Consider the following 22,839-nt stretch of genomic DNA (forward strand, 5'->3'; position numbering starts at 1 on the left):
ACTTTTTTAATTTATAGAAAGGATGTTTTTTATGATAGTAGGAACGGTAGACGCTTCATTTACTAGAAATGCACTTGACGTTTCTTTAAAAAATACAATTTTTCGTGAGTCAACCGTACCGACCGGCGCGACAGAAGGAGATTTTTGGATTTATAGCGGTATAGATGGCGCTTATCCACCTGTTCAACAATACGTAAATGGCGTATGGGTGGAAGTGCAAGGATTAAAAGGAGACCAAGGAACCCCCGGACAGCCAGGGCAAGACGGATCTACCACCTATTTACACATTGCGTATGCGGACGATGCAAACGGAACGGGATTTTCGCAAGACCCAAATGGGAAAGACTATATGGGAACGTATGTGGACTTTTTACAGACTGATAGCACCGATTTTAATAAATATACATGGATAAAAGTAAAAGGCGAGCAGGGGCCTACTGGTTTACAGGGAATCCAAGGTGAAAAAGGAGACCAGGGAATTAAAGGGGCTACTGGTGCTAATGGTGTTTCTTCTTATACTCATATTGCCTATTCTACGAGTCCTACAGGAAGTACTGGCTTTTCAGTAAGTGATTCTGCAGGGAAAACTTATATTGGTATTTATGTAGATACGATCGCTACAGATTCTACAGACCCAACTAAGTATAAATGGACGTTAATAAAAGGGGCTGATGGCAGCCAGGGCATTCAAGGCCCTAAAGGTGCTGATGGATTAACGCCTTATTTCCATACTGCTTATGCTACCAACTCTACGGGAACAGCAGGGTTTTCTACTACGGTAGCTACAGGAAAAACCTACATTGGTACGTACACAGACAATACGGCTGCTGATTCTACAGACCCGGCTAAGTACACATGGGTTCTCATTAAAGGGGATAAAGGTGATACAGGTGCTACTGGACCGCAAGGAAGCCAAGGAGTCCAAGGCCCTAAAGGTGCGGACGGGGTTCAGTTATATACCTGGATTAAATATGCAGATTCAAGCACATCCGGTATGAGTGATTCACCTACAGGTAAGAAGTGGATGGGTATAGCTTACAACAAAACTACAGCCACAGAGTCCAGCAATTACGCGGATTATTCTTGGAGTTTGATAGAGGGTAATTCTTTCACTTGGAATATGCTGCGGAATACGGGCTTTGTGAATAATTCAGACTACTTTACCCTATCCGCAGGTGTTACACGGGACACCACCTTTCTAAATGATGGAATCGTAACTATCAAGCATGATATCACAGGGCTAACAGGTGACGGATGGCGTTCGGCTACCCCAACCATTACCCCACCCGCAGAAGTAGGAAAGCCTTACTCTGCAAGTGCTGAAGTGTATATTCCCACTGGTCACGGAATTGATTCTAGTCCACCGACACTTGAAATCCTATTCTTTGATTCTAACAATAGCAGAACTGGTTCCTTCGGGAAACCGTCATCCCTTTCCATTTTAGACAAATGGCAAAGACTTACACTTGAAGGCATTGTTGCACCAGCTAATACAGTTAAGTGTCATGCTAGAGTATGGCTTTCTCGTAACGGTAAAATGTGGGCATCAAAGGTTAAGATAGAACCTGGACTACTGGCTTCCGAATATTCCCCGCATATCTTGGATACAAAGGGTGAAACAGGAAGCACTGGACCACAAGGCCCACAAGGAAATCAAGGTATCCCCGGACCAATCGGACCTAATGGACAGCCTACGTATACCTGGATAAAGTACGGTACTTCAAGTACGGGCGGTACGATTTCAGATAGCCCTACCGGAAAAACGTATATAGGTATAGCGTACAACAAGACAACACAAACAGAGTCCACAAATGTAGCAGATTATACATGGGCATTGATTCAAGGACCGCAGGGGCCTACTGGTTCTACGGGGCCACAGGGACCTACCGGAAATACTGGGGCTACTGGGGCTACTGGACCTACAGGACCACAAGGAAGTGCGGGACCTACAGGACCACAGGGACCAGCTGGACAAACTGGAAGCCAGGGGCCTAAAGGGGATACAGGTGCTAGAGGTCCGGAAGCTGATGAAGCTATTTTATTCGGTAAAAATAGTAACTTCCTAGATTGGACCGGAACTTTACCTACGGGCTATTCGGGACAAGCTGGGGTAGCACCTACAAAGGTAGCTTCTGATAATTCCTCTGGAAATGCTGTCCAGTGGGTTGTCGGTGCTGGGGCTGAAGTCTACATGAATAAGCTGGTAACAAATGTAGCTTACAGTCAGTACGTATATGTAGAAACTACCTTTAAGTTAACTTCAGGAACTATTGACGGTGCGGGTGTTCTTTTGAGAATGGAAGCTACTGCCGATAGTGATACGAAAATAGATTTCAAGAATTACGTTGCTTCACCTGTGCTTAATAAATGGTACACAATTACCGAAATTGTTAAACTCCCGTATGGATCTTCCCCTGCTGGTTATACCGGGTATACGATCTTTCCTATGGGTGGCTGGGCCGGATTTAGAACGGTTGCTGCTAAGACAATTCAATTCGATTCCGTTAAAGTACGGCCAGCTACAGACGGTGAGAAATACGGTTTTGAAAATGGATTGCTAGTTAATGGCTGGGTTAAGACAGGAACAACACTGATTGACGGTGGGAAAATAACTGCTGATGTTGTACAAACAGTTAAAGCTAATATTGGTTCACTTTCTGCCTTATCTGCCAATATCGGCACTGTTACAGCTGGGGATATTACAGGGGTAACTATGAACTTAGCAGGGGGGAAATTCATAGTAGACTCCCGCGGAAACGTAACGTTAAAAGGGGCGCTAGACGGCGCTACAGGTACGTTTTCCGGCTCTATAACAAGTAATGGGACTACGTTCGACGAATCAGAATCAAACATACCTGTTACAGCAAAGCTAGAGAACGGGTTTTTAACGGTTAACTCAACGCACACTAAGCAAGCATGGAAGGGCTACTCTTTCTTCGGTGGATGGGTAAACCTAGAAAGACAAAAGCTAGACGGCACCACTATGTACAATACCTATATAGACCCTATGTATACGTCTTGGTATGACGGAAAAGGCCAAGGCTCAATCACTATGCACGTTAACGATGGTTTAGATATGAATAACCATAACATATCAAACGTAAGCCATCTTACGATAGCAGACTCAGGCGGTGGCGAAGGTATAGAATGGGTAGACGCTACTAACAACTGGAAAATAGTAAGTTCGCCTGACGACCTTTCGAACGCTACAGGACCGATACAATTCGTTAATAACGGAGTTCGACGGGCTACAATCGGTACGACAGGTAACATATACGCCACTGGTACCCTATTCAGGATTCAAGGGAGTGGCGGAAGCTATGAAGCTGAAGGTAGGTTGTCTTTAAAAAACACCGTCGGGGGTTCGGAATTACATGTAAGTTCGGATGCTACAAGCCCATTCATTCAGTCGGTGGACGTGTATAACCGTACTTATTCCTATGCTGCTAATATGTACGTAACAAGTAACGGAGTGCTGGGACGCGCAACTTCTGCCACCAAGTATAAGCTTGAAATTGAGGAATCGGCGGTAGATCCGTACAAGATATTGAACCTTAACCCTAAAACGTGGTATGACAAATCAGCTACAGAAGCCTATGCAGATACACTGACATCCGAACAGGCAGGGGAAGTAGTGGATTGGGACGAGGTTGATATTCCTGCACTATCGAGGGTTCCGGGGCTTATTGCCGAAGATGTAATAGCGGTAGGGCTTCCGGAATATGCTTCATACGGCGAATTCAAGGAAGACGGAACCCGTGAAGTAGAGGGTCTTATGTATGACCGTCTTTGGACTTTGCTTATCCCTATTGTTCGTGAACATAAGGAAGAGATCGCTTTATTGAAAAATGAAATTGCACAATTGAAATCATCAGCTTGAACAAGAAGTTTTTAGGCCAATTAAAATTAAATATTTCCTAGGAGGAAACAACAAATGAAACAAGTATTAATCAAGAATATGTATCTTCAATCAAGTGTGGAATTATTATATGGAATGAATTTAAGAGGTAAACAATCTCGTCATAGATCTAAATTGGTAAGGATTTTAAACGAGAAGGTTAAAGAGTTAGGTGAAAATGAGGTTGAATTACTTAAAGAATATACTGGTGTAGATGAAGAAGGAAACCCTAAAAGGAATGAACAAGGTAATTTTGATGTTAATGATGTATTTAAATTTAGAAAAGAACAGCAAGAATTATTGGAGGAAGAAATATTTATTGAAGGTGAAGGAAACAGGGAAATGATTAAAACGGTTAAGGAAATCTTATCTAATTATGACGAGGAAATTGGTGGCAAAGAAGCTGATGCTTTTGATTACCTATGTGAAGCCTTTAGGGTAGATGAGGAAGATCTAGAAGAACAGTAAATAGAAGGATAAGTAAGTTATGCAAAGGACCAATAAAGGGTCTTTTTTTATACAAAAAATAAAATCGGCAAGGAGAGATATCCTTGGAAATAGGAATCGGGGTTTTAATCTCAGTAATTGGCCTCATTTGCACTGTCGGTGGGCTAATTATAGGATTTTTCACATTTAACAGAAATAGAGATAAGGACGTTAAAACTGATGCTACAGAATCAGCAATCATCAAAACAAAGTTAGATAACATTGGTCTATCAGTAGATTCAATTAGGATTGATTTTAAAGCAAGTGATCAACGTTGGACTGCATTATCAGAAAGAGTAATTCGAAATGAAGAGAGTGTGAAACAAGCTCATAAACGAATTGATAAAATCGAAAACAAAGGGGAATTTTGAAATGGATAAAACAAAACAATATGTAGCAATGATTGGCGGTGCTCTCGGGGCACTGCTTTTATTTTTTCAATCGCTAGGTTATCAGGTTGAATGGTTCAATGAAAATACAATCAACTCATTTATTAACTTCCTTACTGCTGCTGTCCCTCTTGGGTTTGCTTTATATGGAGTATATAAGAATCAATATTTAGTGACTAAGAAAGCTCAAAAACAAGAAGAAGTCTTGAAAAAAAATGGATTAAAATAAGCTGCCCATCGGGTGGTTATTTTTAGGTATGTTTATTGTGATTTTTGGGGAAAGATATTGTATTAGATTTAATAAGGGAGGGGTGGGATATGTTTTTTCATACAATCGTTGGTTTTATTTTCCCATGGATCCTAGGAGTTTATTTAGTTAGAAATCAGACAAGGATTTTCATTATTATTTACCCGGTTGGCGCTGCCATAGCTTTTTTAATAAACAAAATTGGATTTAATTATTTTTGGAAGATGAATGAGGATTTTGTAGAATTATCGTTCCCCTCGCTTCCTTATGATATAGGGCTCTTTCCAATACTGAGCTGTTTATATATATGTGTAATCTATTATAAAAAAATGCCTTTCCTAATTACTTTTTTAGTCTTTACCTTAGGTACAAGTTTCATTGAACTATTATTAGTAATACTAGGTAAATTAGATTACCTAAATGGTTGGAATATATATTGGACAGCAGTAAGTTATGGGATATCCTATTTAACGATTTATGGTTATTACAAATTAGTTTTGAAATATTTTTCATTTAACAAACAGATGCATTAATGAAAATGGAACACAAAACGCCTTATAGGGGCGTTTTTTTGTTGATCCGAAAATAAGAATACCATTTAAAATTTAAAGGAGACGATGGAAAATGAATTTTACTAAACTTCCTCAATTGGTTGATAAAAGGGGTAAATTAATATCCAAAGGCACTTATTCAAAACGCACAAAAGCAATTACCCACCGAGTTTGGCACCATTCCTTAACAAAGAAAGATTTGGGTGGATCTGATGCTGCAAGCTTTGCAGCTTACCATGTAAATACACTCGGTTGGCCTGGATGTGGCTATGCGTTTGTTATAGAGCCTAAGAATCTAATTAATACACCGAATGGTAAGAGGGCAAGGATTGTATATGCAAATGACATTAACCGGTGGACCTACCATGTGGGGAATAGCAATCAGTTCTCGCTTGGAATCTGTGTTGCTGGTGATTATCGGTATGACACTATGGATGAAGCTACTCTTGCAAGTATCGCAGAACTTCACGCTGCACTTGTTAAAGATGGGATTGGGAAATATGATAAGGCCCATAATGAAATGCCAGGTTATAGTTGGAAAGCATGTTGTCAATATAACTACAGAGATGCTTTTGATTGGAAAGGTTCAAAAACTCCAGCCAAACCAGCACCGGCTCCTAATGTTTATACAATCCAAGAAGGCGATACTTTATGGAGCATTGCACATAAGGATGGAACAGGCGGTGTTCAAGTTAAAGATTTAATTAAAGCGAATCCTGGTATAGATCCAACTAAATTAAAAATTGGTCAGAAAATCAATTTTGGAAATGCTAAAGATGTTATTGTTCAACCAGATATAGAAGAGGATGACGAAACTTTGAACAGTGGAGATGAAACAATCAGATCCATTCAAAAAACATTAAATAGCCGGTATAAAGCCGGTCTTGATGTGGATGGGATTAAAGGTCCTAAAACTAAAACAGCGCTTATCAAAGCCCTACAAACAGAACTTAATAAACAGTTCAATAAAAAGCTTGTTGTGGATGGTAAATGGGGGCCAAAGACAAAGGGGGCAATCGTAGCTCTCAATAAAGGGGCAAAAGGAAATATCACATATATTTTTCAAGCCATGATGTACATACATGGTTATGACACTGTTGACGTGAATGGCATTTTTGGTAAGGGGACCGAAAAAAAAATTAGAGCATTTCAAAAAGCGAATGGCTTGATTGTGGATGGCATGTCAGGCAAGTCTACTTTTGAAGCATTGTTTAGGTAAAATCAGGATTCTTTTTCATAATCAAGATGAGAATTATACCAAATAGTAAATAGTCAACACAATAAGCTATTTCTCCTGATTTAAAAGTAATTAACAATAAATAGATAAAATGGTATATTGTTTTTAGTTGAAAGGTGTGTGATTTTGTGGCAAAGAAGAAAGTTTATGCGGTTCGTAAAGGTAAAGTGACAGGTATTTTTGATACATGGAATGCTTGTAAAGAAGCAGTAGATGGTTATAGCGGTGCAGTTTATAAATCGTTTCAGTCTCTAGAAGAGGCACAGAGATTTTTAGAAGTAGAAAAGGCAGAAAAAGCAGAAAAAACATATGAGGAAAGTAATACAAAAAAACCTATAAGAATTAGCGAAAATGAAAATGATAAAGTTTTAGCTTATGTGGACGGTAGTTATAGTGATGACCTGAAAAGATATTCCTATGGAATGCTGTTAATATTGCCAAATGGAGAAAAAATTGAAGATTTCGGGTATAGGGACGATCAGCAGGCGTTGGTTTCACGTAATGTTGCGGGTGAATTGCTAGGCACAATGATGGCAGTAAAAAAAGTAAAAGAGTTAGGCTATAGGGATATTGAAATTTTTCATGATTATGAAGGTATTGCAAAGTGGTATATTGGAGATTGGAAAGCCAAGTCATATGTTGCGATTAATTATCTTGAATTCATGTCAAAGTATAAAGATGAAATAAAAATAAGTTTTCAGTGGGTTAAAGGTCATTCGGGGGACCCAAATAATGAGACAGTAGATAAATTGGCTAAACAAGCACTAGGTATAGGTGAGAAACCACGTGTTGGTGATAATTATATAGTTGTTGAACCAATAAAAATGGATAATTTAGAGATTATTTTAGATTTGTTAAAAGAAGATTTTGAGAATATAGCTATTAAAAAGACAGAAATAGCCGACACTGTTAACTGGCAAATAGTATTTGAAAAAGAGAGATTAGTAGTAGTATACTACACAAGTAAACGAAAACTAATGATCCAAGGAAAACAAGAGAGATTATTTAATGTACTTTCAGCGTATGTATTAGAGTTAGTAGAAAGTGATCAAATTTTCGATGTTTTTAATCCATTTTATAATATAGAAGTTAATAAAGAATTTGTTGAGACTGAGTTTATTACCTATTTGCCAAATAAACGAATGGAATTCTCTCCTAAACTTAACAATTCGCTTAAACAGTCAATTTATAATCTCCATTTAGAAGGAGATATGTACGATCACACTCATTTATCTTTTCCTGCCTTAAGAGCTTTAGAAGGTTTCCTGAAATTAATATTAAGGAAACATAATATCGTTTGCGATAGATCTTTTAATGTATTTGTCAAAAAAGATAAAACTTCACGAACATATAAGTTAGATGAAAAATATAATGTAAATATAGGTTCTCCAAATAAGATCAGATATATTAACAGTGTTTATGATTATTACAATAAACACAGAAATACACTATTCCATTGGGATTATTATGAAAACCCTAATAATGATACCACCAGAATATTAGATAAAAACCATTGGAAGCTTATGATTACAGATACTTTAAAATTAATTGATGGTTATTTTATAACAAATTAGGATATAATTTAGTAAGGGAGGAGGATATCATGAGCAAATTTAATGTAATTGAGCTAAACCAGCATAAGTACGATGCTTGCATTATAATTCAAACTCACGAATCCCTCCATGAGATAAAAAAAGAATTAAACCAAAAAGTAAATAATATTAATATGCATGGTAAAGTTCTTATTGATACATTATTTCATGCAGGTAATGTTAGTGATCGATTTATAGAAGTGTTAGCGATGAATGGAGATCTTGATTGGTCATCTGCTCATACCGCTTGTATAGGTAAACAAGATGAGATTAGGGAAATTGTTGCCAAATCGCTTGGAGATTTTCCTGAGATAATAAATAATTCAATTCTTACGAGTATACAGAAAAAACTCATAAGTAGAGGCGTAGGGATATAAAATTAAAGATTAACTATAATAAAGCCCTTCTGGATAATTAAGAGGGGCTTTTTTTATTTGTTCCTTCAAGATGAAGGAGCGATTAAATTATAGGCTTAACCTTCTTAACTAAATCCGTAATATCAATATCTTCGTTATAAATCACCTGATCTATCCGGAAATCCTCACTAGCAGCGAAGTTAATTTTAATTTCCTCAATCCACTTGTATGCCGCAATAGCAGCTGTCCAATCTGGATCCTTTTTAAAATCTAAATTAGGAACAGAGATGCTGCCACTTTGTAAGAACCTCGTTCCTTTTGAATGTAAGTAAACCTTGATATTTATGTTCATTCATTTTGCTCTTTTCAGTTTATTTAGTTAAATCAAGTAATATTATTCCCTTTCACAATCATCCTTACCTGAGTCTACGCATTCTGTAAGATCTTTGGTCCACTGTTTTTGTTCTCCACTGCTCATTTTCGACCATTCATATTGATCAATAAAACCATCACCATTCAAATCATTTGATTTAGTTTGTTTTTGTTGAGCTGCTGCTAATTGGGCCTGTCGGTTCTTTTCTGCAATTCTCTCACGTTCTTTTCTTTCAGCCTCTTCTTTTGCTTTCCTTTCCGCAATTATTCGTTCTTGTTCTTCTTCTTTTAATTTCTGTGCTTTAATGATTTCTTTTCTTTTAGTCTCTTCTTCTTCTTTTTTAATTTCTGCAATTATCACTTCCAGTTTATCGTACCTACTGTCTTTCCCAATACTGGTGACTTTTCCATGACTGCATCCACCCAATAAAGATATAGCTAGGACAATAGGAAATATAATTTTTCTCAATTCGTCATCCTCCTCATATAAATCATCGACCTTCACACCTAATAATTTAGCTAATTAAAACACTTATAAATTGTAGGGTAGTTTCTCATATTTATCCAGTTGGAAATTTGTTGTGATGTTGCTTTAGGTGTTGTTAAATTATTAATGCTTTTATGGAGGATATCAGACAAGAACTCTTGTAAGTCTTTAAAGATAATATTGTATTTTTGAATTGTTTTTTCAAGAAAATATTTTGGTAAAAAAACCTTTCAATTCAGTAAATATAATGGTAATATTTCCTATTGTGTAATAATTTAACTATAGGGGGATTTATATGTATAAAAATATTAAAAGATTTGGTGCTTTACTTTTGTCTCTGCTCTTAGTAATTGGAGTATCCTCACAATTAACTTCTAAAGTTTTTGCTGAAGAAAAAGCTGAGATTATCGATGGATCTGATGATACTAAAGTCGAAGAAGGTACATCATTTGAACCAATTGAACAATCTGAAATTCAACATGAAGTTAACAAAAATTTATCAGAGGAACAAATTAGAGAGAGATTTGCACAAATTAATTCTACATATGAGATACAAGAACCGTTTTCTGAAGAGGATACTGAATTTGTAAGGGTATATGCTCCAAGTACCGCGTCAGTTGATGATACTGAAACAAACAATGGTATCCAAGCTATGTCTCTGAGATTTGGTAATTCAAATAGTGAGTCTTTTAGTAAAACTAAAACAGCATATGGTGTTACAGTTAAATTCACAGGAACAGTTTATGTTAAAATAGGATTAGTGAATAATAGTTACAGAGGGAAAACTAAAGCAGTAATTACTTCGGGCGGGTCAAAAGTTAATAGCATCAAACTTGGAGTTACTAATTCTGCTTATGGGGCCATAGGAGGAGGCGGAACCCGTTTCGGTTTGGTCTACAATGGTGGAACTACTAGTACTACAAAAACACAAACTACATGGAATATGGATAAAACAGTTAAATATACTGGAGTAGCAGTCGTTTACACACATACTGATGCGTATGTACAAGTTGCTACTAAAACTGGTACATTTAATAAATACGCATTTTAAGGAGTGGAAGATATTGCACAGTATTAATATAGTAAATGGTATAATTGATATCATTATTCTTATTGTAGTGGTATTTATTATTGTGAAGATCGTAAAAACAGTTAGTAGAAAATTAAAGAAGAAAAAATAGATTGAAAAGGTGAACTGAAAAGTTCGCCTTTTTTATTTATTCGTCACAACTGTTACATCGTCTTCGAATAAAATATTAATTTATAATAATACAACAAGAAAATTTTTAAAAAAAGCTTTGCTTACATTTAGTGTCTAGCTCATGGGATTTTTACCAATAAAAAAGACAATACAAAAGAGCGTGATTTAAGATTGATACTTATTCACACATTTTGCTAGACCTAAAAAAATACAATACTTATGCTCTGTATCTTTACAACTAATCTAGGGAGAAAAAGAAAGTTGATTTATAGCTAAAGAATATCCATGGCAAGTAAAAAACTTTTCTGAAATCAGTTAAGGTTGTCAATAAATCCAGGATCAAAGTAAAGGTTAGTCATAAGCTTGTTCACAATTCCATTAAAGTAAGCAAACTGTCCTTTATGCATGTTAACTCCACTCTTAACCTTCATAGCAAATTCCTTGAACGCTTTGGTACCGATCGCTATTTCTTGTCCCCTAGTGAATGCTCTTTTGTTAGTAGAATAATCAACCACTCTATTACATTGTTTAATAACCTTCCAGAATTCCTGTATAGTTTCAGCATTTTCGTAGAATGAACCTACTAGGTTACTGAATACATCAGGAACCCAATGAGCAACAAAATTTGCTTGTTTTAAAGAGTTTTCTAGAGAATTATCCACATGAGAGAATTGAGCCACGGCTTTACGTTTATTGTTTTTAATATTTTGTTTTAAGAAAACAGTAGTTGTTTTAATGGCAGGACACTTCTTGGTCTTATTCACAGGGGGCTTGCCGGTCATTTCATCTTTCACAGGTTGAATAATGATGGCATTGGCTGTTTGCATCATATCCTTTTTTCTCTTCATAGGCACCTGGCGGATCATGCCAAGGTCTTCAAGTTTCTTCATTAAACGTTGAACAGTTTTATAAGATACTTCAAGCTTATTTGCAATTGTATTCTTACACATATAGCTCACACCGATTTGCTTGCAGCTGTGACGCTTCAAAAGCTCCAACAATGCAATAAGTCTGGTTTGTACATCAGAACGCTTAATATCCACACGAATAATGTCTCTGAATACTCGTACCGTTTTATTTAATTCTTCAATATCCGTGAACGATGATAAATTGTTATATGCTTCTTCATTAGCTATTACATCAATACGTTTCTTCATACTAAATCTGCTCCCTTTTAAATAGGAAAAGCAACGGTTCGCTTGAATCAAGACAAACCATTGCTAACCTTCTGCATCTGTAATAAAATGCAAATGAAGGGTACAGCAGGAGTTTGCCTAGTCTAGTTAGGCGAATGGTTTAGAAAGTGTTACCAGCACTTTCTGAACACGTTGTGCTCTTCTTTTTTTTTGGTTTGCATTTTTTTAGTATTCAGAACGGGCTACCTGCGGGGCAGGGAAGACGGAAGTGTTATTTCCAGCAATTGAGGCAGCCTTGCTTGCCGGGAAAAGGATTTGTTTGGCAACACCGCGTACCGATGTCGTTCTCGAACTCTCCCCAAGGTTAAAAAAAGCTTTTCCTGCCATTGAAGTCACGACCCTCCATGCCGGCAGTGAAGATCGGCATGGTTTTTCGCCACTGACCGTTTCCACGACCCATCAGCTTTTCCGTTTTATTGAAGCTTTCGATGTCATCATCGTTGATGAAGTCGATGCGTTTCCCTACTCAATGGATGATTCGCTGCATTATGCGGTTAATAAATCGAAAAAGGTATCCGCGGCAACCATCTACTTGAGCGCCACACCTTCGAAGAGCATGCAGCGGCTATACCGAAGCGGCAAATTGAAAGCCTTCATAATCCCGGCCCGTTATCATCGCCAGCCTATCCCCGTCCCTGAAATGAAGTGGAGCGGCAATTGGCAAAAACTATTTCTTCAACAAAGGATTCCCTCCAAAATCAACGCATGGGTAAGTGAACGACTTAACCAGAATATCCCCTTCCTATTGTTTTTTCCAAGCATCAGAGTGATGGAGCAAGTCCTTCCGCTGTTTCAAAGGCTGTCTCCTGAATTATCGATTGTCCACTCCAGGCACCCTGATCGAAAGGAAAAAGTAATGGCCTTAAGGAATGGACTCGTTCCGGGATTACTGACCACGACCATCCTTGAACGGGGCGTTACAATCGAGCGGCTGGAAGTGGCCGTGATCGGTGCTGAACATGAAGTGTTTTCTGATAGTGCTCTCGTTCAGATAGCCGGCAGGGTAGGGAGAAGCTTTGCGAACCCTTCCGGGACAGTCACCTTTTTTCATTACGGTAAAAGTGAATCGATGGCCAAGGCGGTCCACCATATACAAATGATGAATAAAAATGCCATGAAAAGGGGGCTGCTGGATGAATAGATGTCTAGTTTGTGATGAAGGAATGAAGCAAGCTTTGACATGGAGGAGCCTGCTTAAGCAGGCCGAGGCAAGGGTAATCTGTGAAGGATGTGAGGGGAAACTTAATAAGATAACAGGAGAAACATGTTCAATGTGCTCAAGGGAGCTGGGAAGGGATCATATGACCGGTGACCTCTGTCTCGATTGTTCAAGATGGGAAAGAAATAGCGAATGGAGCGGCTATTTGACGAAGAACATATCGCTATTTCACTATAATGAATACTTAAAAGACATGATTGCTAAATATAAGTACCGGGGTGATTATGCATTAGCTGAGGTTTTCGTCCCTTTTTTGAAAGAAAGGTTAAAGGACATGGAATTTGACCTGGTAACGGTCATCCCGCTTAGTCATGAACGGCTTAAGGAGCGGGGATTCAACCAGGGACAGGCTTTGGCAGATCTAGTTGGACTTCAGACGGTTGAGATCTTGACAAGAATCCATACCGAAAAACAATCAAAAAAATCACGTCAAGAGAGAATGTCATTACCGCAGGTTTTTCAGGTCATGCAATCAGATTTGCTGGAGCATAAATCCATTTTGATCATCGATGACATTTACACGACAGGCACAACTCTCAGGCATGCAGCAAAGGCATTGATAATGGCTGGGGCCAAAGAAGTATCATCGATCACCCTGGCTAGGTGAAAAAGCTTATTTTAATAAAACTTCCTAAAGTATCGCCGGGATTATTCGATATATACAGTACTGAAGAATAATCGCTGTGATGGTGAAGGAGGGGCCTCAATGGAAGTATTCAACTGTCCAAGCTGTAATTCGTTATTCGTTATGACGAAATTCCGTGATGTGTGTGATGCCTGTTATAAAGAAGAAGAAGCCCAATATGATAAAGTGTATGCTTATATTCGCAAGAAAATAAATAGAACGGCGTCCATGATGCAGGTGGTTAAGGAAACCGGCGTTGAAGAAACGTTAATTATTAAATTTGTGAGAACAGGAAAGCTGAGAATTTCGCAGTTTCCCAATCTCGGAATTCCATGTGAAAAGTGTGGCGCCAACATCAATAGCGGACGGCTATGCGGCAAATGCAGCGATTCACTGCGTACGGATTTGCAGGCGTTTGAAAATGAGGAAAAGCGCCTGACTGAAATTCAAGGAAATGATAAAAAAAATACGTACTACATGAAGGATGATCAATAAAGATAAATCATGGTAACATGATGTCGTTTTTGTTAAAATATTCGATATTGAGAACAATATTCGACAATGGGTGTCGAAGGAAAGATTACAGCAAACAATTAAAGAAATCCGTTCCTTGTCGATAATAACGATAGGGAGAATAACACAGTCCAGAGCCATTTTCATGTGTTAAGGAATCGAAACATAATGGGATTTATAAAATCGACCGAAGGAGAGGATCTGGAATATGAAAATCAATAACGTCGGTATGACAGGTGTTAACCCTTATAATCTTCAAGCCAATAAAACGGGGAATATCAAAGAATCCAAGGTGAAATCCTCGGATAAAGTTGAAATTTCTTCAGCGGCAAAAGAAATGCAGCAATCATCTCCGATTCTTGCTGCAAGACAAGCAAAAGTGGATGAACTGAAAATCCAGGTTGAAAAAGGAAATTATAAATTGAATGCACAAGCAACGGCTAAGGGTCTCATCGATTTTTACCGGAAATGAATATTCCATGAAAAAGAAGCTTGAATGAAGTGGACGGAGCCAGTTTCCGTCCTTCATTTATGAGCGGAGGAGGCAGCGAAATGACTGCACGGAACATCATCGGATCGCTTGAAAAATTGATCAAGCTTCATAAAAGCTTCAATCAATTGGCGATAAGAAAAACGGCCATTTTGAAAGCGAATGATACCGAGGCGATTAGTGCCCTGCTGATTTCGGAACAAAAGCATATTAAAGCGATCAGTCAGGCGGATAAGGAAAGAGAAAGGGCAGTCGAGGAATTTCTTGGAGCCAATGGAACGGCGGGACAGCCTGCCTCCATCCATACCGTGACGGAACTGACAGGACCAGAAGAAACGGAAGTCCTTCAAATGCTAAAGGCGGCATTGATCGATGAAGTGGCAAAGCTGAAGGAGCGGAACGGTTTAAATCAACAATTGATCTATCAGTCCCTTCAATTCATCAATGTCTCTTTGGATATGCTGAGACCTCAGCACCAGAACCTGAATTATGGGGATTCGGTTGGGAAAACGACGAAAATCGGCATGGGAATGTTTGATTCCAAAGCATAAAAAGCAGAAAAAAGATGGAGGTGCGAGCAAATGATTTCAACCTTTATGGGTCTTGAGACCGCCAAACGCGGGTTATCCACCTCTCAAGGGGCCTTGTATACAACAGGAAATAATGTGGCCAATGCCAATACATTAGGATATTCAAGGCAGCGGGTCAATCTGATCCAGACGTCGGGCTTTCCTACTGTCGGTTTGAATAGCCCGCGCGTTGCCGGCCAAATCGGGACAGGGGTGGCAGCTGAAACGGTTCAACGGATCCGCGACAGTTTCCTGGACGCACAATACAGGACACAAAGTAATAAAATCGGTTATTACGGGGCCATGAGCGAATCCCTTACGAAAATGGAAGGCGTCATGAACGAACCGACCGACAGCGGATTGGCCGCCACGATGGAGAAGTTCTGGAATTCGCTGCAGGGGCTGACGGCGAATACGGAAAACTCCGGGGCGCGTGAAGTCGTTGCCTCGACGGGCGTCATGGTCGCGGATACCCTAAACTACTACTATAACTCGCTAACGAACGTTCAAACGGATATCGGCAATCAGATAAACGTCAAAGCGAACGAAATCAATACGCTCATCAGCAGTATTGATCAGCTTAACCAACAGATCAGCAAAGTGGAGCCGCATGGCTATATCCCCAATGACCTTTATGATAAACGTGATGTGCTCGTGGACAATCTTTCACAGCTTGTCAGCATTAAAGTGAATAACGTCATTCCGACGGATTACGGCAGAGCCAGCGATGTGGCCACAGGTCTATACAATATCGAGTTGATGCAAGAGGACGGTTCGTCTTTTGTGCCGCCCATCAATCTAGTCAGTGTTAACCAAACCGGGATGGTGGGAACTTCGAAAGTTGAAGTTAGCCATGATAAAACGACAGGTATGGTGGACGGATTGAAGTTCGGTTCGAAAACACTGACGGATTACAATTTCTCGGGGGAACTGTCCGGCTTGATCAAAAGCTTCGGCTATAAGAAGGCTGATGGCACGACCGGCGGCGCTTATCCTGATATGCTGAAAAAGCTCGATAATATGACGGCGGCTTTCGTGAATGAGTTCAATGCGATCCATAAACAAGGGTATTCCTTAGGTGATGGCAACACTTCAACTTTGAACTTCTTTGAACTTGAAACTGGTAAGAGTGCCGCCCAAAGCATCAAGGTGAATGGTGAAATCGTGAAGGATCCCACAAAAATTGCCGCAGGCGGTAAAAGCGGAGGGGCATCCGGGGATAATGAAAATGCCAAACTCCTGGCTGACCTTAAAAAGAAAGCGTTCAGTGAGTACTCGACTAAAGACCAAAACTCCGATGAATTGACGGGAAGCTTCGACACCTATTATTCGGGTATCATCGGAAAGCTTGGTGTGGATTCCCAAAGCGCCCAAAAGAACCTTTCCAACTCTGTCGTCCTTGCTGCTTCAGTCAATCAAAATAGGGAGTCGGTCAGTTCCGTATCCCTTGATGAAGAAATGACCGACATGATCAAATTCCAGCAGGCATACAACGCATCTGCAAGAATGATGACGATGATGGATGAAATGCTCGACAAAATCATAAACGGAATGGGTACAGTAGGCCGATGATAGGAGGAGACGAATATGCGGGTAACGCAATCGATGCTAACCAATAATATGCTGAGCAATTTAAGCAGCAGTTACGAAAAGATGTCCAAGCTGCAAGAACAGGTTTCCTCTCAAAAGAAGTTCTCCAAGCCATCCGATAACCCAGTTGCGGCCATGATGGGCATGGGGTACAGGACAAACCTCAATCAAATAGGGCAGTATCAAAGTAACATTGCCGAGGCGACCAATTGGATTGACAGCACGGATGATGCCATTTCGGAAAGTGTTTCCGCCATGCAGCGGATTCGGGAATTAACCATTCAAGGCAGCAATGGCACGTATGAAGGGGAACAACTGAAAACCATTACAGAAGAAATCAAGCAATTAAAAGAACATCTCATAACTCTTGGTGACACACAAATAGGCGGGAAATATATTTTCAACGGTCAGGATACGAATGTGAGGCCATCTTCCGTTAAAGATGGGAATGGAAATACGGTGTATGGCACAGGCGACATAAGCCTTGAAGTGTTTTCCGGGATTTCCCTTAAAATCAATACGGACGGTTCCAAGATTTTTGGGGATGCACTTGCTGCCGGCGGAAGCATCGACAAAACAATCGAAGCACTGGAAAACGGCGGTGACGTGAGCGGCACACTGGAAGGACTTGACGCAACGATAAATACGTTTTTAGGCATGCAGGCACAGGTTGGCGCAAGGCAAAATCGGATTGAGCTGATGACGGACCGTCTCAAGCAGCAGGAGGTTTTTGCCACTGAAATCCTTTCGAAAAATGAGGATGTCGATATCGAAAAGGCGATCATGGATTTGACGACCCAGGAAAGTGTCCATAGTGCGGCATTAAGTATCGGCGCAAAAATCATGCAGCCGAGTTTATTGGATTTTCTTCGTTAAGCTATTCTTAAATGGATAGCTTTTTTCTATAAGGAGTGTTGATGATGCAAATTCCACAAATTAGATTGCAAACCACCCCAATGAAAATTGGATTGAATATAGAGCAGCCTGTACAGCAAATCGAACAGAAGGCAGCGGTCCAATCAATCGAACAGCCGCATGCAATCATGGAGATTCAAACAACTCCGGGCAAGCTGACGATCGATCAGTCACAAGCAAGGGAAGACATGGATTTGAAAAGCCTCTCAGTAAGAGTCGATGAATTTGCGCAGCAGGGATATCAGGATTGGCTGGCTGGTATGGCAAGACGTGCCCAGCAGGGGACGGAGTTGAGGCATATTGAAAAAGGCGGTAACCCACTCGCTGATCAGGCCAAGACAAACAGCAAAGGGCCGGAGAAGCGATTCAATCTCGGCTGGATTCCCTCTCATTTCAGTGTGAAGCTTGACTACCAGCCGGCCCAAGTGAAGATTGAAGCAACCGCCCAAAAACCGATCATTGATGCTCAAATCAATAGGCCGACCCATACATACACACCAGGCAGTGCGGATGTCGAAATTCTACAAAAAAATGCGCTGGATATAGATTTCATCAATTTATATCCGGATGAGATAGGGAAGTGAAAACATAGATGATTCTACAAACAAAATTTCATGGCGAAATCGAATTGGCAGAGAAAGAGATTTATGTATTTGAAAGCGGGATACCGGGATTTTTAGAAGAAAAAAAGTTTTGCTTGTTAGCTTTGGATGACACACCCTTTTTCGTTCTGCAATCGATAGAAACAAAAGAACTTGCCTTCATCGTGACAGATCCTTTTGAAGTGTTTCATGATTACGAAGTGAAGCTTACGGATGAGGTGTTATCTTCGTTACAAATAGAAACGGAACGGGAAGTCATTACTTTCGTCATCTTGACGATTCAGGAACCTTTCAATGAAACGACGGCGAATCTCCAGGCTCCCATCATCATAAATGGGCCAAAAAAAGTAGGAAAGCAATTTATCATGAACGCTAGTGAATACCGTACAAAGCACAGACTGTTTGAACCTCCAGCAGAACAGGGGGGGGAATGATGCTCGTATTGACAAGAAAACCGAATGAAGCGATCATGATTGGCGATGATATCGAAATTACGATCCTGTCCATTGAAGGGGATCAGATCAAACTCGGCATCAATGCCCCGAAAAACGTCGACATCCATAGGAAGGAAATCTATCTGTCCATTCAGCAGGAAAATAGAAAAGCCTCCAAAACAGAAACCAATTTTCTGGAAGGCATAAATGAGTATTTCAAGAAAAAATCGTAAAATCCGCTAAATATGTTTCCATGCAGGTCGATATTAAGTATACAACGAAGGGCAGTGAAGTAGGCGGCCGACTTATTCACTGCCCATCGTAAACAACCACATGGACGTGGGAACTTAAAACTCAAGGAGGAAACAAAAAATGATCATCAATCACAATATCACAGCTCTTAACACGCACCGTCAGTTAGGTAGTGCTACAAATGCTCAAGGGAAGTCAATGGAGAAATTAGCTTCAGGCATGCGCATCAACCGTGCTGGGGATGACGCAGCAGGTCTTGCAATTTCTGAAAAAATGCGTGGACAGATTCGTGGACTAGATCAAGCTTCTCGTAACGCTCAAGATGGTATTTCTTTAATTCAAACGGCTGAGGGTGCTCTTAATGAAACTCATGACATTCTTCAACGTATGCGTGAACTTGCTGTTCAAGCTGGAAACGATACAAATACTGTAAGCGACCGTGGTGAGATTCAAAAAGAGGTAGACCAATTAGCTAAGGAAATTACGCGCATTGGTGAAACAACTGAATTTAATACAAAGAATTTATTAGATGGCTCATTTAACGGTAAATTCCAAATTGGTGCGAATTCAAATCAAAATATTGACTTAGGTATTAATGATATGAGAGGGTCTCAACTTGGAGTAGTTGGGGATGCTAGGGTCTCCCAATCTGCAACTGTAACTAAGAATGGAACGGTTGATTTCACAGATGGTACATATGAGGTATCCAAAAATGGTGCAAATTATGAATTATTGGACGTTGATGGAAATGTAGTTGCAAAAGGTACTGACGGAAAGACATTTACAGCAAATACAGGAGAAAAAAATGATACTATCGTTTTTGAGCAAGTTGTAGATAGTGGTAGAGTGACTATTTCCGCAGGAGGAACGAAAGCAGATGGTGAGGCATCAATTAGTACAACCCTTCAAGCTGGTGATTACACAGTGGATAACGCTGCTAAAACCTTAAAAGATAGAGATGGAAATATTGTTGCTTCTTCGACCGATAACAAAACATTTAAGGATGCTAAGGGTAATACTGTTTTAGACCTAGATGCAGCTACAACGAAGGATTTAACAATAAATATTGGTGGCATTGATGTGTCTTCGCAAAAATCTGCCAACAATGCTATTACAAAGATAAATGATGCTTTAGAATCAGTATCAGCTGAACGTGCTAAACTAGGTGCGCATCAAAATCGTCTAGAGCACACAATCAATAACTTGGGTACATCTTCAGAAAACCTAACTGCTGCGGAATCTCGTATCCGTGACGTAGATTATGCTTTAGCTGCTTAAAAAACAGCAACATGCACAGTCGTCCTAGCTGGTAACGGCTAGAGATCATAATCGGGTGAATTGCTGGAAACTCCTTATAGCTTTTCTTGCCACAACGTAGTTGGAAACGACAAGCGTGATGGTTTGAAAAAAGAAAAGATTGGGCAATCAGCAGCCAAGCTCCTGTTTCGAAAGAATGGAGAAGGTTCAACGACTAGGATAGACCATCTAAGGCGAGAGCTATGATGATGAAATCCATAGGTGAAACAATGGTCATCAGCATTGTGTATCCGAAGTGCCCGACCCCTAACAAATCATGTTGAGGGTGAAGATATAGTCTAGTCATTTATGAAAGTAAATGTTCGCACGATGGCGAAAGAAATGATGAACCAAACTAAGAACTCTATTCTTTCTCAAGCAGCACAAGCAATGTTGGCTCAATCGAATCAAATGCCTCAGGGAGTTTTACAACTCTTGAGATAATGGATTTAGAAGGGCGTCTAGTTTGGTAACGAACTAGAGTATAACTGGGTGAATTGCTGGAACTTCCTAAAGCTGCATCAACCACAACGTAACTGGAAACGGTAAGCGTGATGGTCTGAAAATGATGGAGATGACATAATGGATAATCAGCAGCCAAGCTCCTTTGAGGAAACTCTGGAGAAGGTTCAACGACTAGGATATACAGTCTAAGGCGAAAGCTATGGCAATGAAATCCGTAGGGTGGCGGTAGCCATTCGAAGTGCCCAGCCCCTTATAAGATAAGGGTGAAGATATAGTCTGTTCTATGCTCGAAAGACATAGTCGCAAAGCAAGCGAACCAACAACCACAAGGTGTTTTACAACTTCTTCGTTAATTTTAGATTACTTGAAAGAGACTCTAGTTTTGCTAGGGTCTCTTTTTTATAGAAAAATATAAGGACTCTATCAGATAAACATTATTATCTAGCTCCGAAATACTATCACGAGATAGCGTTAGGTTAGTTTTTTAATTTCTTGCCATTTGTGAGTAACGGACCAATAACTTCTTTTTAGCATTTTTGCAATTTCATTTGTGGTATAACCATTTTCTTTAAGTTGTCTTAGTAATTTAATTTCATCTGGAGAATAGGGTTTAGAGCGATCTGAACTGCTGGTAAGAATCGTGTAATCAGGATACTTAGATTTCCATCTGAGTATTTCTTTTTGATTTCGGAATTCCCAAGAGGTTTTATATAACATAGATGAACAAGTTTTTGCTACAGGTTCGATTAGTTCGAGGAAACGAAAAGTTTCTTTAACAGAAGTAGTTTTTAGAATATATCCATATCCATCCTTACGAGCACTAAGCTTTAAGGATAAATGATATGTGGTAAATCTATGTTCCTTTAGTTTCTCTAATTCGTCTTTAGGATAGCATTGAAGGTAAAGGTATATATGCGGTGTGAGGTATATAATTTTTTTATTATGATTTACCCTATATGAGATGCTTAAAGAGCCATCATCCATGTATAGAATAGTTAGGAAATGTGGTAAAGTGCAATTTTTCAGTAATGTGAAAGGGAGATGTTTAGTGCCATCATTACTGTAAAAGTGTGGGAATAAATCCGTAAATAATTCTAAAGAAGCGGAACGGACACATTGACTTGCGGGAGTGATATATAATAATCCATCAAAAAATGAAATTTTCCATTTTCGATAAGCTTCCTGAGATGTGCCGTAGTGTTCCCGATAGCTATTGTTCTTTCTCCTGCTATTTTTATAAATTTTCGTTATTTCACCGTCACTTATAATGCTGGCATATAATATATTTTTCTGGATATCAGTAAGATCGATCATGAAAACCTCCTTATATAAGAGTGTAAGCGTATCTTCTTAATCCCATTTTATAATGTTATCCCCTACAATAGCGAATGTTTGTTCTCTATATATGATAAATCCTTTGCAATACACTGTAAAGTTCCATTTCAGAACCGATATAAAAAGTAAAGAGATCATATTGGGGGCTTTTTAAATGCTGGAGAGTTTGTCCACGAATATTCTTTCCTCACAACTTAGAACAGCCATCTCAGAGGGAATTAGTTCTTACTATCAAAGAGAAATCAATACAGTTGCCTATTCTGAACAAAGTGTGGAATCCAATCAGCCTTCAAAAGAAAAGGTGCGGGAAGCGGTTGATAGTTTGAACACCTTCCTGAATCCGACACATACGGCCGTACGTTTTGAATATCATGAGAAGCTGAATGAGTACTATGTCAAGGTAGTGGATGATGTAACGGATGAGACGATCAGGGAAATTCCCCCGAAGAAGTTATTGGACTTCTATGCGGCAATGACGGAATTTGTCGGCATAATGGTGGATGAAAAAATATAAGCGGGTGA

General features: G+C 39.4%; 25 protein-coding genes and 3 pseudogenes. 24 read left to right on the plus strand and 4 right to left on the minus strand.

Translation table 11 applies throughout. The annotated features are described in order from the left end of the window. Positions 1 to 31: 31 nt before the first annotated feature. From J7I96_RS28360 to J7I96_RS06710, 8 genes are all read left to right on the plus strand, one after another. A complete protein-coding gene (locus tag J7I96_RS28360) occupies positions 32 to 3,880 on the plus strand; it encodes a collagen-like domain-containing protein (protein WP_214922733.1) in 3,849 nt (1,282 codons plus the stop codon). Between the two features lie 54 nt (positions 3,881 to 3,934). Further along, the gene (locus J7I96_RS06680) at positions 3,935 to 4,366 is read left to right on the plus strand and encodes a hypothetical protein (protein WP_214922731.1); all 432 of its coding nucleotides are present in this window, start codon (positions 3,935 to 3,937) and stop codon (positions 4,364 to 4,366) included. Between the two features lie 83 nt (positions 4,367 to 4,449). Continuing rightward, positions 4,450 to 4,755, plus strand: a complete 306-nt coding sequence (locus J7I96_RS06685) for a hypothetical protein (protein ID WP_214922729.1) — start codon at positions 4,450 to 4,452, stop codon at positions 4,753 to 4,755. A 1-nt stretch (position 4,756) separates the two neighbouring features. Then, on the plus strand, positions 4,757 to 5,002 hold the full coding sequence (locus tag J7I96_RS06690) for a phage holin (protein ID WP_098175300.1): 246 nt from the start codon (positions 4,757 to 4,759) through the stop codon (positions 5,000 to 5,002). Positions 5,003 to 5,091: 89 nt separating this feature from the next. Next, positions 5,092 to 5,553: a CBO0543 family protein gene (locus tag J7I96_RS06695; RefSeq protein WP_214922727.1), complete on the plus strand. Its 462-nt coding sequence runs from the start codon at positions 5,092 to 5,094 to the stop codon at positions 5,551 to 5,553. A 91-nt stretch (positions 5,554 to 5,644) separates the two neighbouring features. Further along, complete coding sequence (locus J7I96_RS06700; protein WP_214922725.1) at positions 5,645 to 6,790, plus strand: peptidoglycan-binding protein; 1,146 nt, start codon at positions 5,645 to 5,647, stop codon at positions 6,788 to 6,790. A 146-nt stretch (positions 6,791 to 6,936) separates the two neighbouring features. Then, positions 6,937 to 8,382, plus strand: coding sequence for a ribonuclease H1 domain-containing protein (locus tag J7I96_RS28590; RefSeq protein ID WP_214922723.1), 1,446 nt, complete (start codon positions 6,937 to 6,939; stop codon positions 8,380 to 8,382). 29 nt (positions 8,383 to 8,411) lie between these two features. Next, the gene (locus J7I96_RS06710) at positions 8,412 to 8,777 is read left to right on the plus strand and encodes a type II toxin-antitoxin system RnlB family antitoxin (protein ID WP_214922721.1); all 366 of its coding nucleotides are present in this window, start codon (positions 8,412 to 8,414) and stop codon (positions 8,775 to 8,777) included. An 82-nt stretch (positions 8,778 to 8,859) separates the two neighbouring features. Here the strand turns inward: J7I96_RS06710 and J7I96_RS06715 are convergent, their stop codons facing one another. Then, a complete protein-coding gene (locus J7I96_RS06715) occupies positions 8,860 to 9,108 on the minus strand; it encodes a hypothetical protein (protein ID WP_214922720.1) in 249 nt (82 codons plus the stop codon). A 42-nt stretch (positions 9,109 to 9,150) separates the two neighbouring features. After that, entirely contained in the window at positions 9,151 to 9,597 is a 447-nt protein-coding gene (locus tag J7I96_RS06720; protein WP_214922718.1) for a hypothetical protein, read from the minus strand. A 313-nt stretch (positions 9,598 to 9,910) separates the two neighbouring features. On the opposite strand from J7I96_RS06720, the gene J7I96_RS06725 reads away from it, so the two are divergent. After that, complete coding sequence (locus J7I96_RS06725; protein WP_214922716.1) at positions 9,911 to 10,666, plus strand: hypothetical protein; 756 nt, start codon at positions 9,911 to 9,913, stop codon at positions 10,664 to 10,666. Positions 10,667 to 11,127: 461 nt separating this feature from the next. Here J7I96_RS06725 and J7I96_RS06730 read toward each other — a convergent pair whose 3' ends face one another. Next, on the minus strand, positions 11,128 to 11,973 hold the full coding sequence (locus J7I96_RS06730) for a helix-turn-helix domain-containing protein (RefSeq protein ID WP_214922714.1): 846 nt from the start codon (positions 11,971 to 11,973) through the stop codon (positions 11,128 to 11,130). A gap of 232 nt (positions 11,974 to 12,205) precedes the next feature. Here J7I96_RS06730 and J7I96_RS28370 point away from each other — a divergent pair. The 14 genes and pseudogenes from J7I96_RS28370 to J7I96_RS06790 all read left to right on the plus strand — a co-directional run. Next, positions 12,206 to 12,565: pseudogene (locus J7I96_RS28370) on the plus strand (DEAD/DEAH box helicase); the annotation flags it as partial. Between the two features lie 87 nt (positions 12,566 to 12,652). Beyond that, positions 12,653 to 13,153, plus strand: coding sequence for a helicase-related protein (locus J7I96_RS28375; protein ID WP_285289446.1), 501 nt, complete (start codon positions 12,653 to 12,655; stop codon positions 13,151 to 13,153). After that, positions 13,146 to 13,838 carry a ComFC family protein gene (locus J7I96_RS06740; RefSeq protein ID WP_214772969.1) on the plus strand — a complete coding sequence of 231 codons (693 nt, stop codon included), beginning with the start codon at positions 13,146 to 13,148 and terminating at the stop codon, positions 13,836 to 13,838. The genes J7I96_RS28375 and J7I96_RS06740 overlap by 8 nt, the downstream gene beginning before the upstream one ends. Before the next feature lie 99 nt (positions 13,839 to 13,937). Then, complete coding sequence (locus J7I96_RS06745; protein ID WP_214922712.1) at positions 13,938 to 14,351, plus strand: TIGR03826 family flagellar region protein; 414 nt, start codon at positions 13,938 to 13,940, stop codon at positions 14,349 to 14,351. A 226-nt stretch (positions 14,352 to 14,577) separates the two neighbouring features. After that, positions 14,578 to 14,841, plus strand: a complete 264-nt coding sequence (gene flgM / locus J7I96_RS06750; RefSeq protein ID WP_063595755.1) for a flagellar biosynthesis anti-sigma factor FlgM — start codon at positions 14,578 to 14,580, stop codon at positions 14,839 to 14,841. Positions 14,842 to 14,921: 80 nt separating this feature from the next. Then, a complete protein-coding gene (locus tag J7I96_RS06755) occupies positions 14,922 to 15,410 on the plus strand; it encodes a flagellar protein FlgN (protein WP_214922710.1) in 489 nt (162 codons plus the stop codon). A gap of 30 nt (positions 15,411 to 15,440) precedes the next feature. Beyond that, positions 15,441 to 17,000: a flagellar hook-associated protein FlgK gene (flgK, locus tag J7I96_RS06760; RefSeq protein ID WP_214772972.1), complete on the plus strand. Its 1,560-nt coding sequence runs from the start codon at positions 15,441 to 15,443 to the stop codon at positions 16,998 to 17,000. Positions 17,001 to 17,015: 15 nt separating this feature from the next. Then, positions 17,016 to 17,894 carry a flagellar hook-associated protein FlgL gene (gene flgL / locus J7I96_RS06765; protein WP_214922708.1) on the plus strand — a complete coding sequence of 293 codons (879 nt, stop codon included), beginning with the start codon at positions 17,016 to 17,018 and terminating at the stop codon, positions 17,892 to 17,894. A 44-nt stretch (positions 17,895 to 17,938) separates the two neighbouring features. Then, a complete protein-coding gene (locus J7I96_RS06770; RefSeq protein WP_214922706.1) occupies positions 17,939 to 18,517 on the plus strand; it encodes a DUF6470 family protein in 579 nt (192 codons plus the stop codon). Positions 18,518 to 18,525: 8 nt separating this feature from the next. Beyond that, positions 18,526 to 18,969 (plus strand): flagellar assembly protein FliW, encoded by a 444-nt coding sequence (gene fliW, locus J7I96_RS06775; RefSeq protein WP_214922704.1) that lies wholly within the window; start codon positions 18,526 to 18,528, stop codon positions 18,967 to 18,969. Next, on the plus strand, positions 18,969 to 19,202 hold the full coding sequence (gene csrA, locus J7I96_RS06780; RefSeq protein WP_063595761.1) for a carbon storage regulator CsrA: 234 nt from the start codon (positions 18,969 to 18,971) through the stop codon (positions 19,200 to 19,202). Before fliW ends, csrA begins: the two co-directional genes overlap by 1 nt. 139 nt (positions 19,203 to 19,341) lie before the next feature. Beyond that, positions 19,342 to 19,701, plus strand: a pseudogene (locus J7I96_RS28980) (flagellin N-terminal helical domain-containing protein); the annotation flags it as partial. Between the two features lie 618 nt (positions 19,702 to 20,319). Then, positions 20,320 to 20,487, plus strand: a pseudogene (locus tag J7I96_RS28985) (flagellin); the annotation flags it as partial. 372 nt (positions 20,488 to 20,859) lie between these two features. Continuing rightward, positions 20,860 to 20,961, plus strand: coding sequence for a flagellin (locus tag J7I96_RS06790; RefSeq protein WP_309599050.1), 102 nt, complete (start codon positions 20,860 to 20,862; stop codon positions 20,959 to 20,961). Between the two features lie 492 nt (positions 20,962 to 21,453). On the opposite strand, the gene J7I96_RS06795 is transcribed toward J7I96_RS06790, so the two are convergent. Further along, entirely contained in the window at positions 21,454 to 22,296 is an 843-nt protein-coding gene (locus tag J7I96_RS06795; protein ID WP_214922700.1) for a DNA endonuclease, read from the minus strand. A gap of 175 nt (positions 22,297 to 22,471) precedes the next feature. Between J7I96_RS06795 and flaG the strand changes: the two genes are divergently transcribed. Beyond that, the gene (gene flaG / locus J7I96_RS06800) at positions 22,472 to 22,831 is read left to right on the plus strand and encodes a flagellar protein FlaG (protein ID WP_214922698.1); all 360 of its coding nucleotides are present in this window, start codon (positions 22,472 to 22,474) and stop codon (positions 22,829 to 22,831) included. The last annotated feature ends 8 nt before the right edge of the window (positions 22,832 to 22,839 follow it).

The sequence above is a fragment of the Bacillus sp. ISL-78 genome, assembly GCF_018613455.1.
GTDB lineage: Bacteria > Bacillota > Bacilli > Bacillales > DSM-1321 > Peribacillus > Peribacillus frigoritolerans.

Coding starts and splice junctions, on each gene's coding strand:
- J7I96_RS28360 (WP_214922733.1), top strand. CDS start 32: ATGATAGTAGGAACGGTAGACGCTTCATTTACTAGAAATGCACTTGAC.
- J7I96_RS06680 (WP_214922731.1), top strand. CDS start 3,935: ATGAAACAAGTATTAATCAAGAATATGTATCTTCAATCAAGTGTGGAA.
- J7I96_RS06690 (WP_098175300.1), top strand. CDS start 4,757: ATGGATAAAACAAAACAATATGTAGCAATGATTGGCGGTGCTCTCGGG.
- J7I96_RS06695 (WP_214922727.1), top strand. CDS start 5,092: ATGTTTTTTCATACAATCGTTGGTTTTATTTTCCCATGGATCCTAGGA.
- J7I96_RS06700 (WP_214922725.1), top strand. CDS start 5,645: ATGAATTTTACTAAACTTCCTCAATTGGTTGATAAAAGGGGTAAATTA.
- J7I96_RS06710 (WP_214922721.1), top strand. CDS start 8,412: ATGAGCAAATTTAATGTAATTGAGCTAAACCAGCATAAGTACGATGCT.
- J7I96_RS06715 (WP_214922720.1), bottom strand. CDS start 9,108: ATGAACATAAATATCAAGGTTTACTTACATTCAAAAGGAACGAGGTTC.
- J7I96_RS06725 (WP_214922716.1), top strand. CDS start 9,911: ATGTATAAAAATATTAAAAGATTTGGTGCTTTACTTTTGTCTCTGCTC.
- J7I96_RS06730 (WP_214922714.1), bottom strand. CDS start 11,973: ATGAAGAAACGTATTGATGTAATAGCTAATGAAGAAGCATATAACAAT.
- J7I96_RS28375 (WP_285289446.1), top strand. CDS start 12,653: ATGAAGTGGAGCGGCAATTGGCAAAAACTATTTCTTCAACAAAGGATT.
- J7I96_RS06740 (WP_214772969.1), top strand. CDS start 13,146: ATGAATAGATGTCTAGTTTGTGATGAAGGAATGAAGCAAGCTTTGACA.
- J7I96_RS06745 (WP_214922712.1), top strand. CDS start 13,938: ATGGAAGTATTCAACTGTCCAAGCTGTAATTCGTTATTCGTTATGACG.
- flgM (WP_063595755.1), top strand. CDS start 14,578: ATGAAAATCAATAACGTCGGTATGACAGGTGTTAACCCTTATAATCTT.
- J7I96_RS06755 (WP_214922710.1), top strand. CDS start 14,922: ATGACTGCACGGAACATCATCGGATCGCTTGAAAAATTGATCAAGCTT.
- flgK (WP_214772972.1), top strand. CDS start 15,441: ATGATTTCAACCTTTATGGGTCTTGAGACCGCCAAACGCGGGTTATCC.
- flgL (WP_214922708.1), top strand. CDS start 17,016: ATGCGGGTAACGCAATCGATGCTAACCAATAATATGCTGAGCAATTTA.
- J7I96_RS06770 (WP_214922706.1), top strand. CDS start 17,939: ATGCAAATTCCACAAATTAGATTGCAAACCACCCCAATGAAAATTGGA.
- fliW (WP_214922704.1), top strand. CDS start 18,526: ATGATTCTACAAACAAAATTTCATGGCGAAATCGAATTGGCAGAGAAA.
- csrA (WP_063595761.1), top strand. CDS start 18,969: ATGCTCGTATTGACAAGAAAACCGAATGAAGCGATCATGATTGGCGAT.
- J7I96_RS06790 (WP_309599050.1), top strand. CDS start 20,860: ATGATGAACCAAACTAAGAACTCTATTCTTTCTCAAGCAGCACAAGCA.
- J7I96_RS06795 (WP_214922700.1), bottom strand. CDS start 22,296: ATGATCGATCTTACTGATATCCAGAAAAATATATTATATGCCAGCATT.
- flaG (WP_214922698.1), top strand. CDS start 22,472: ATGCTGGAGAGTTTGTCCACGAATATTCTTTCCTCACAACTTAGAACA.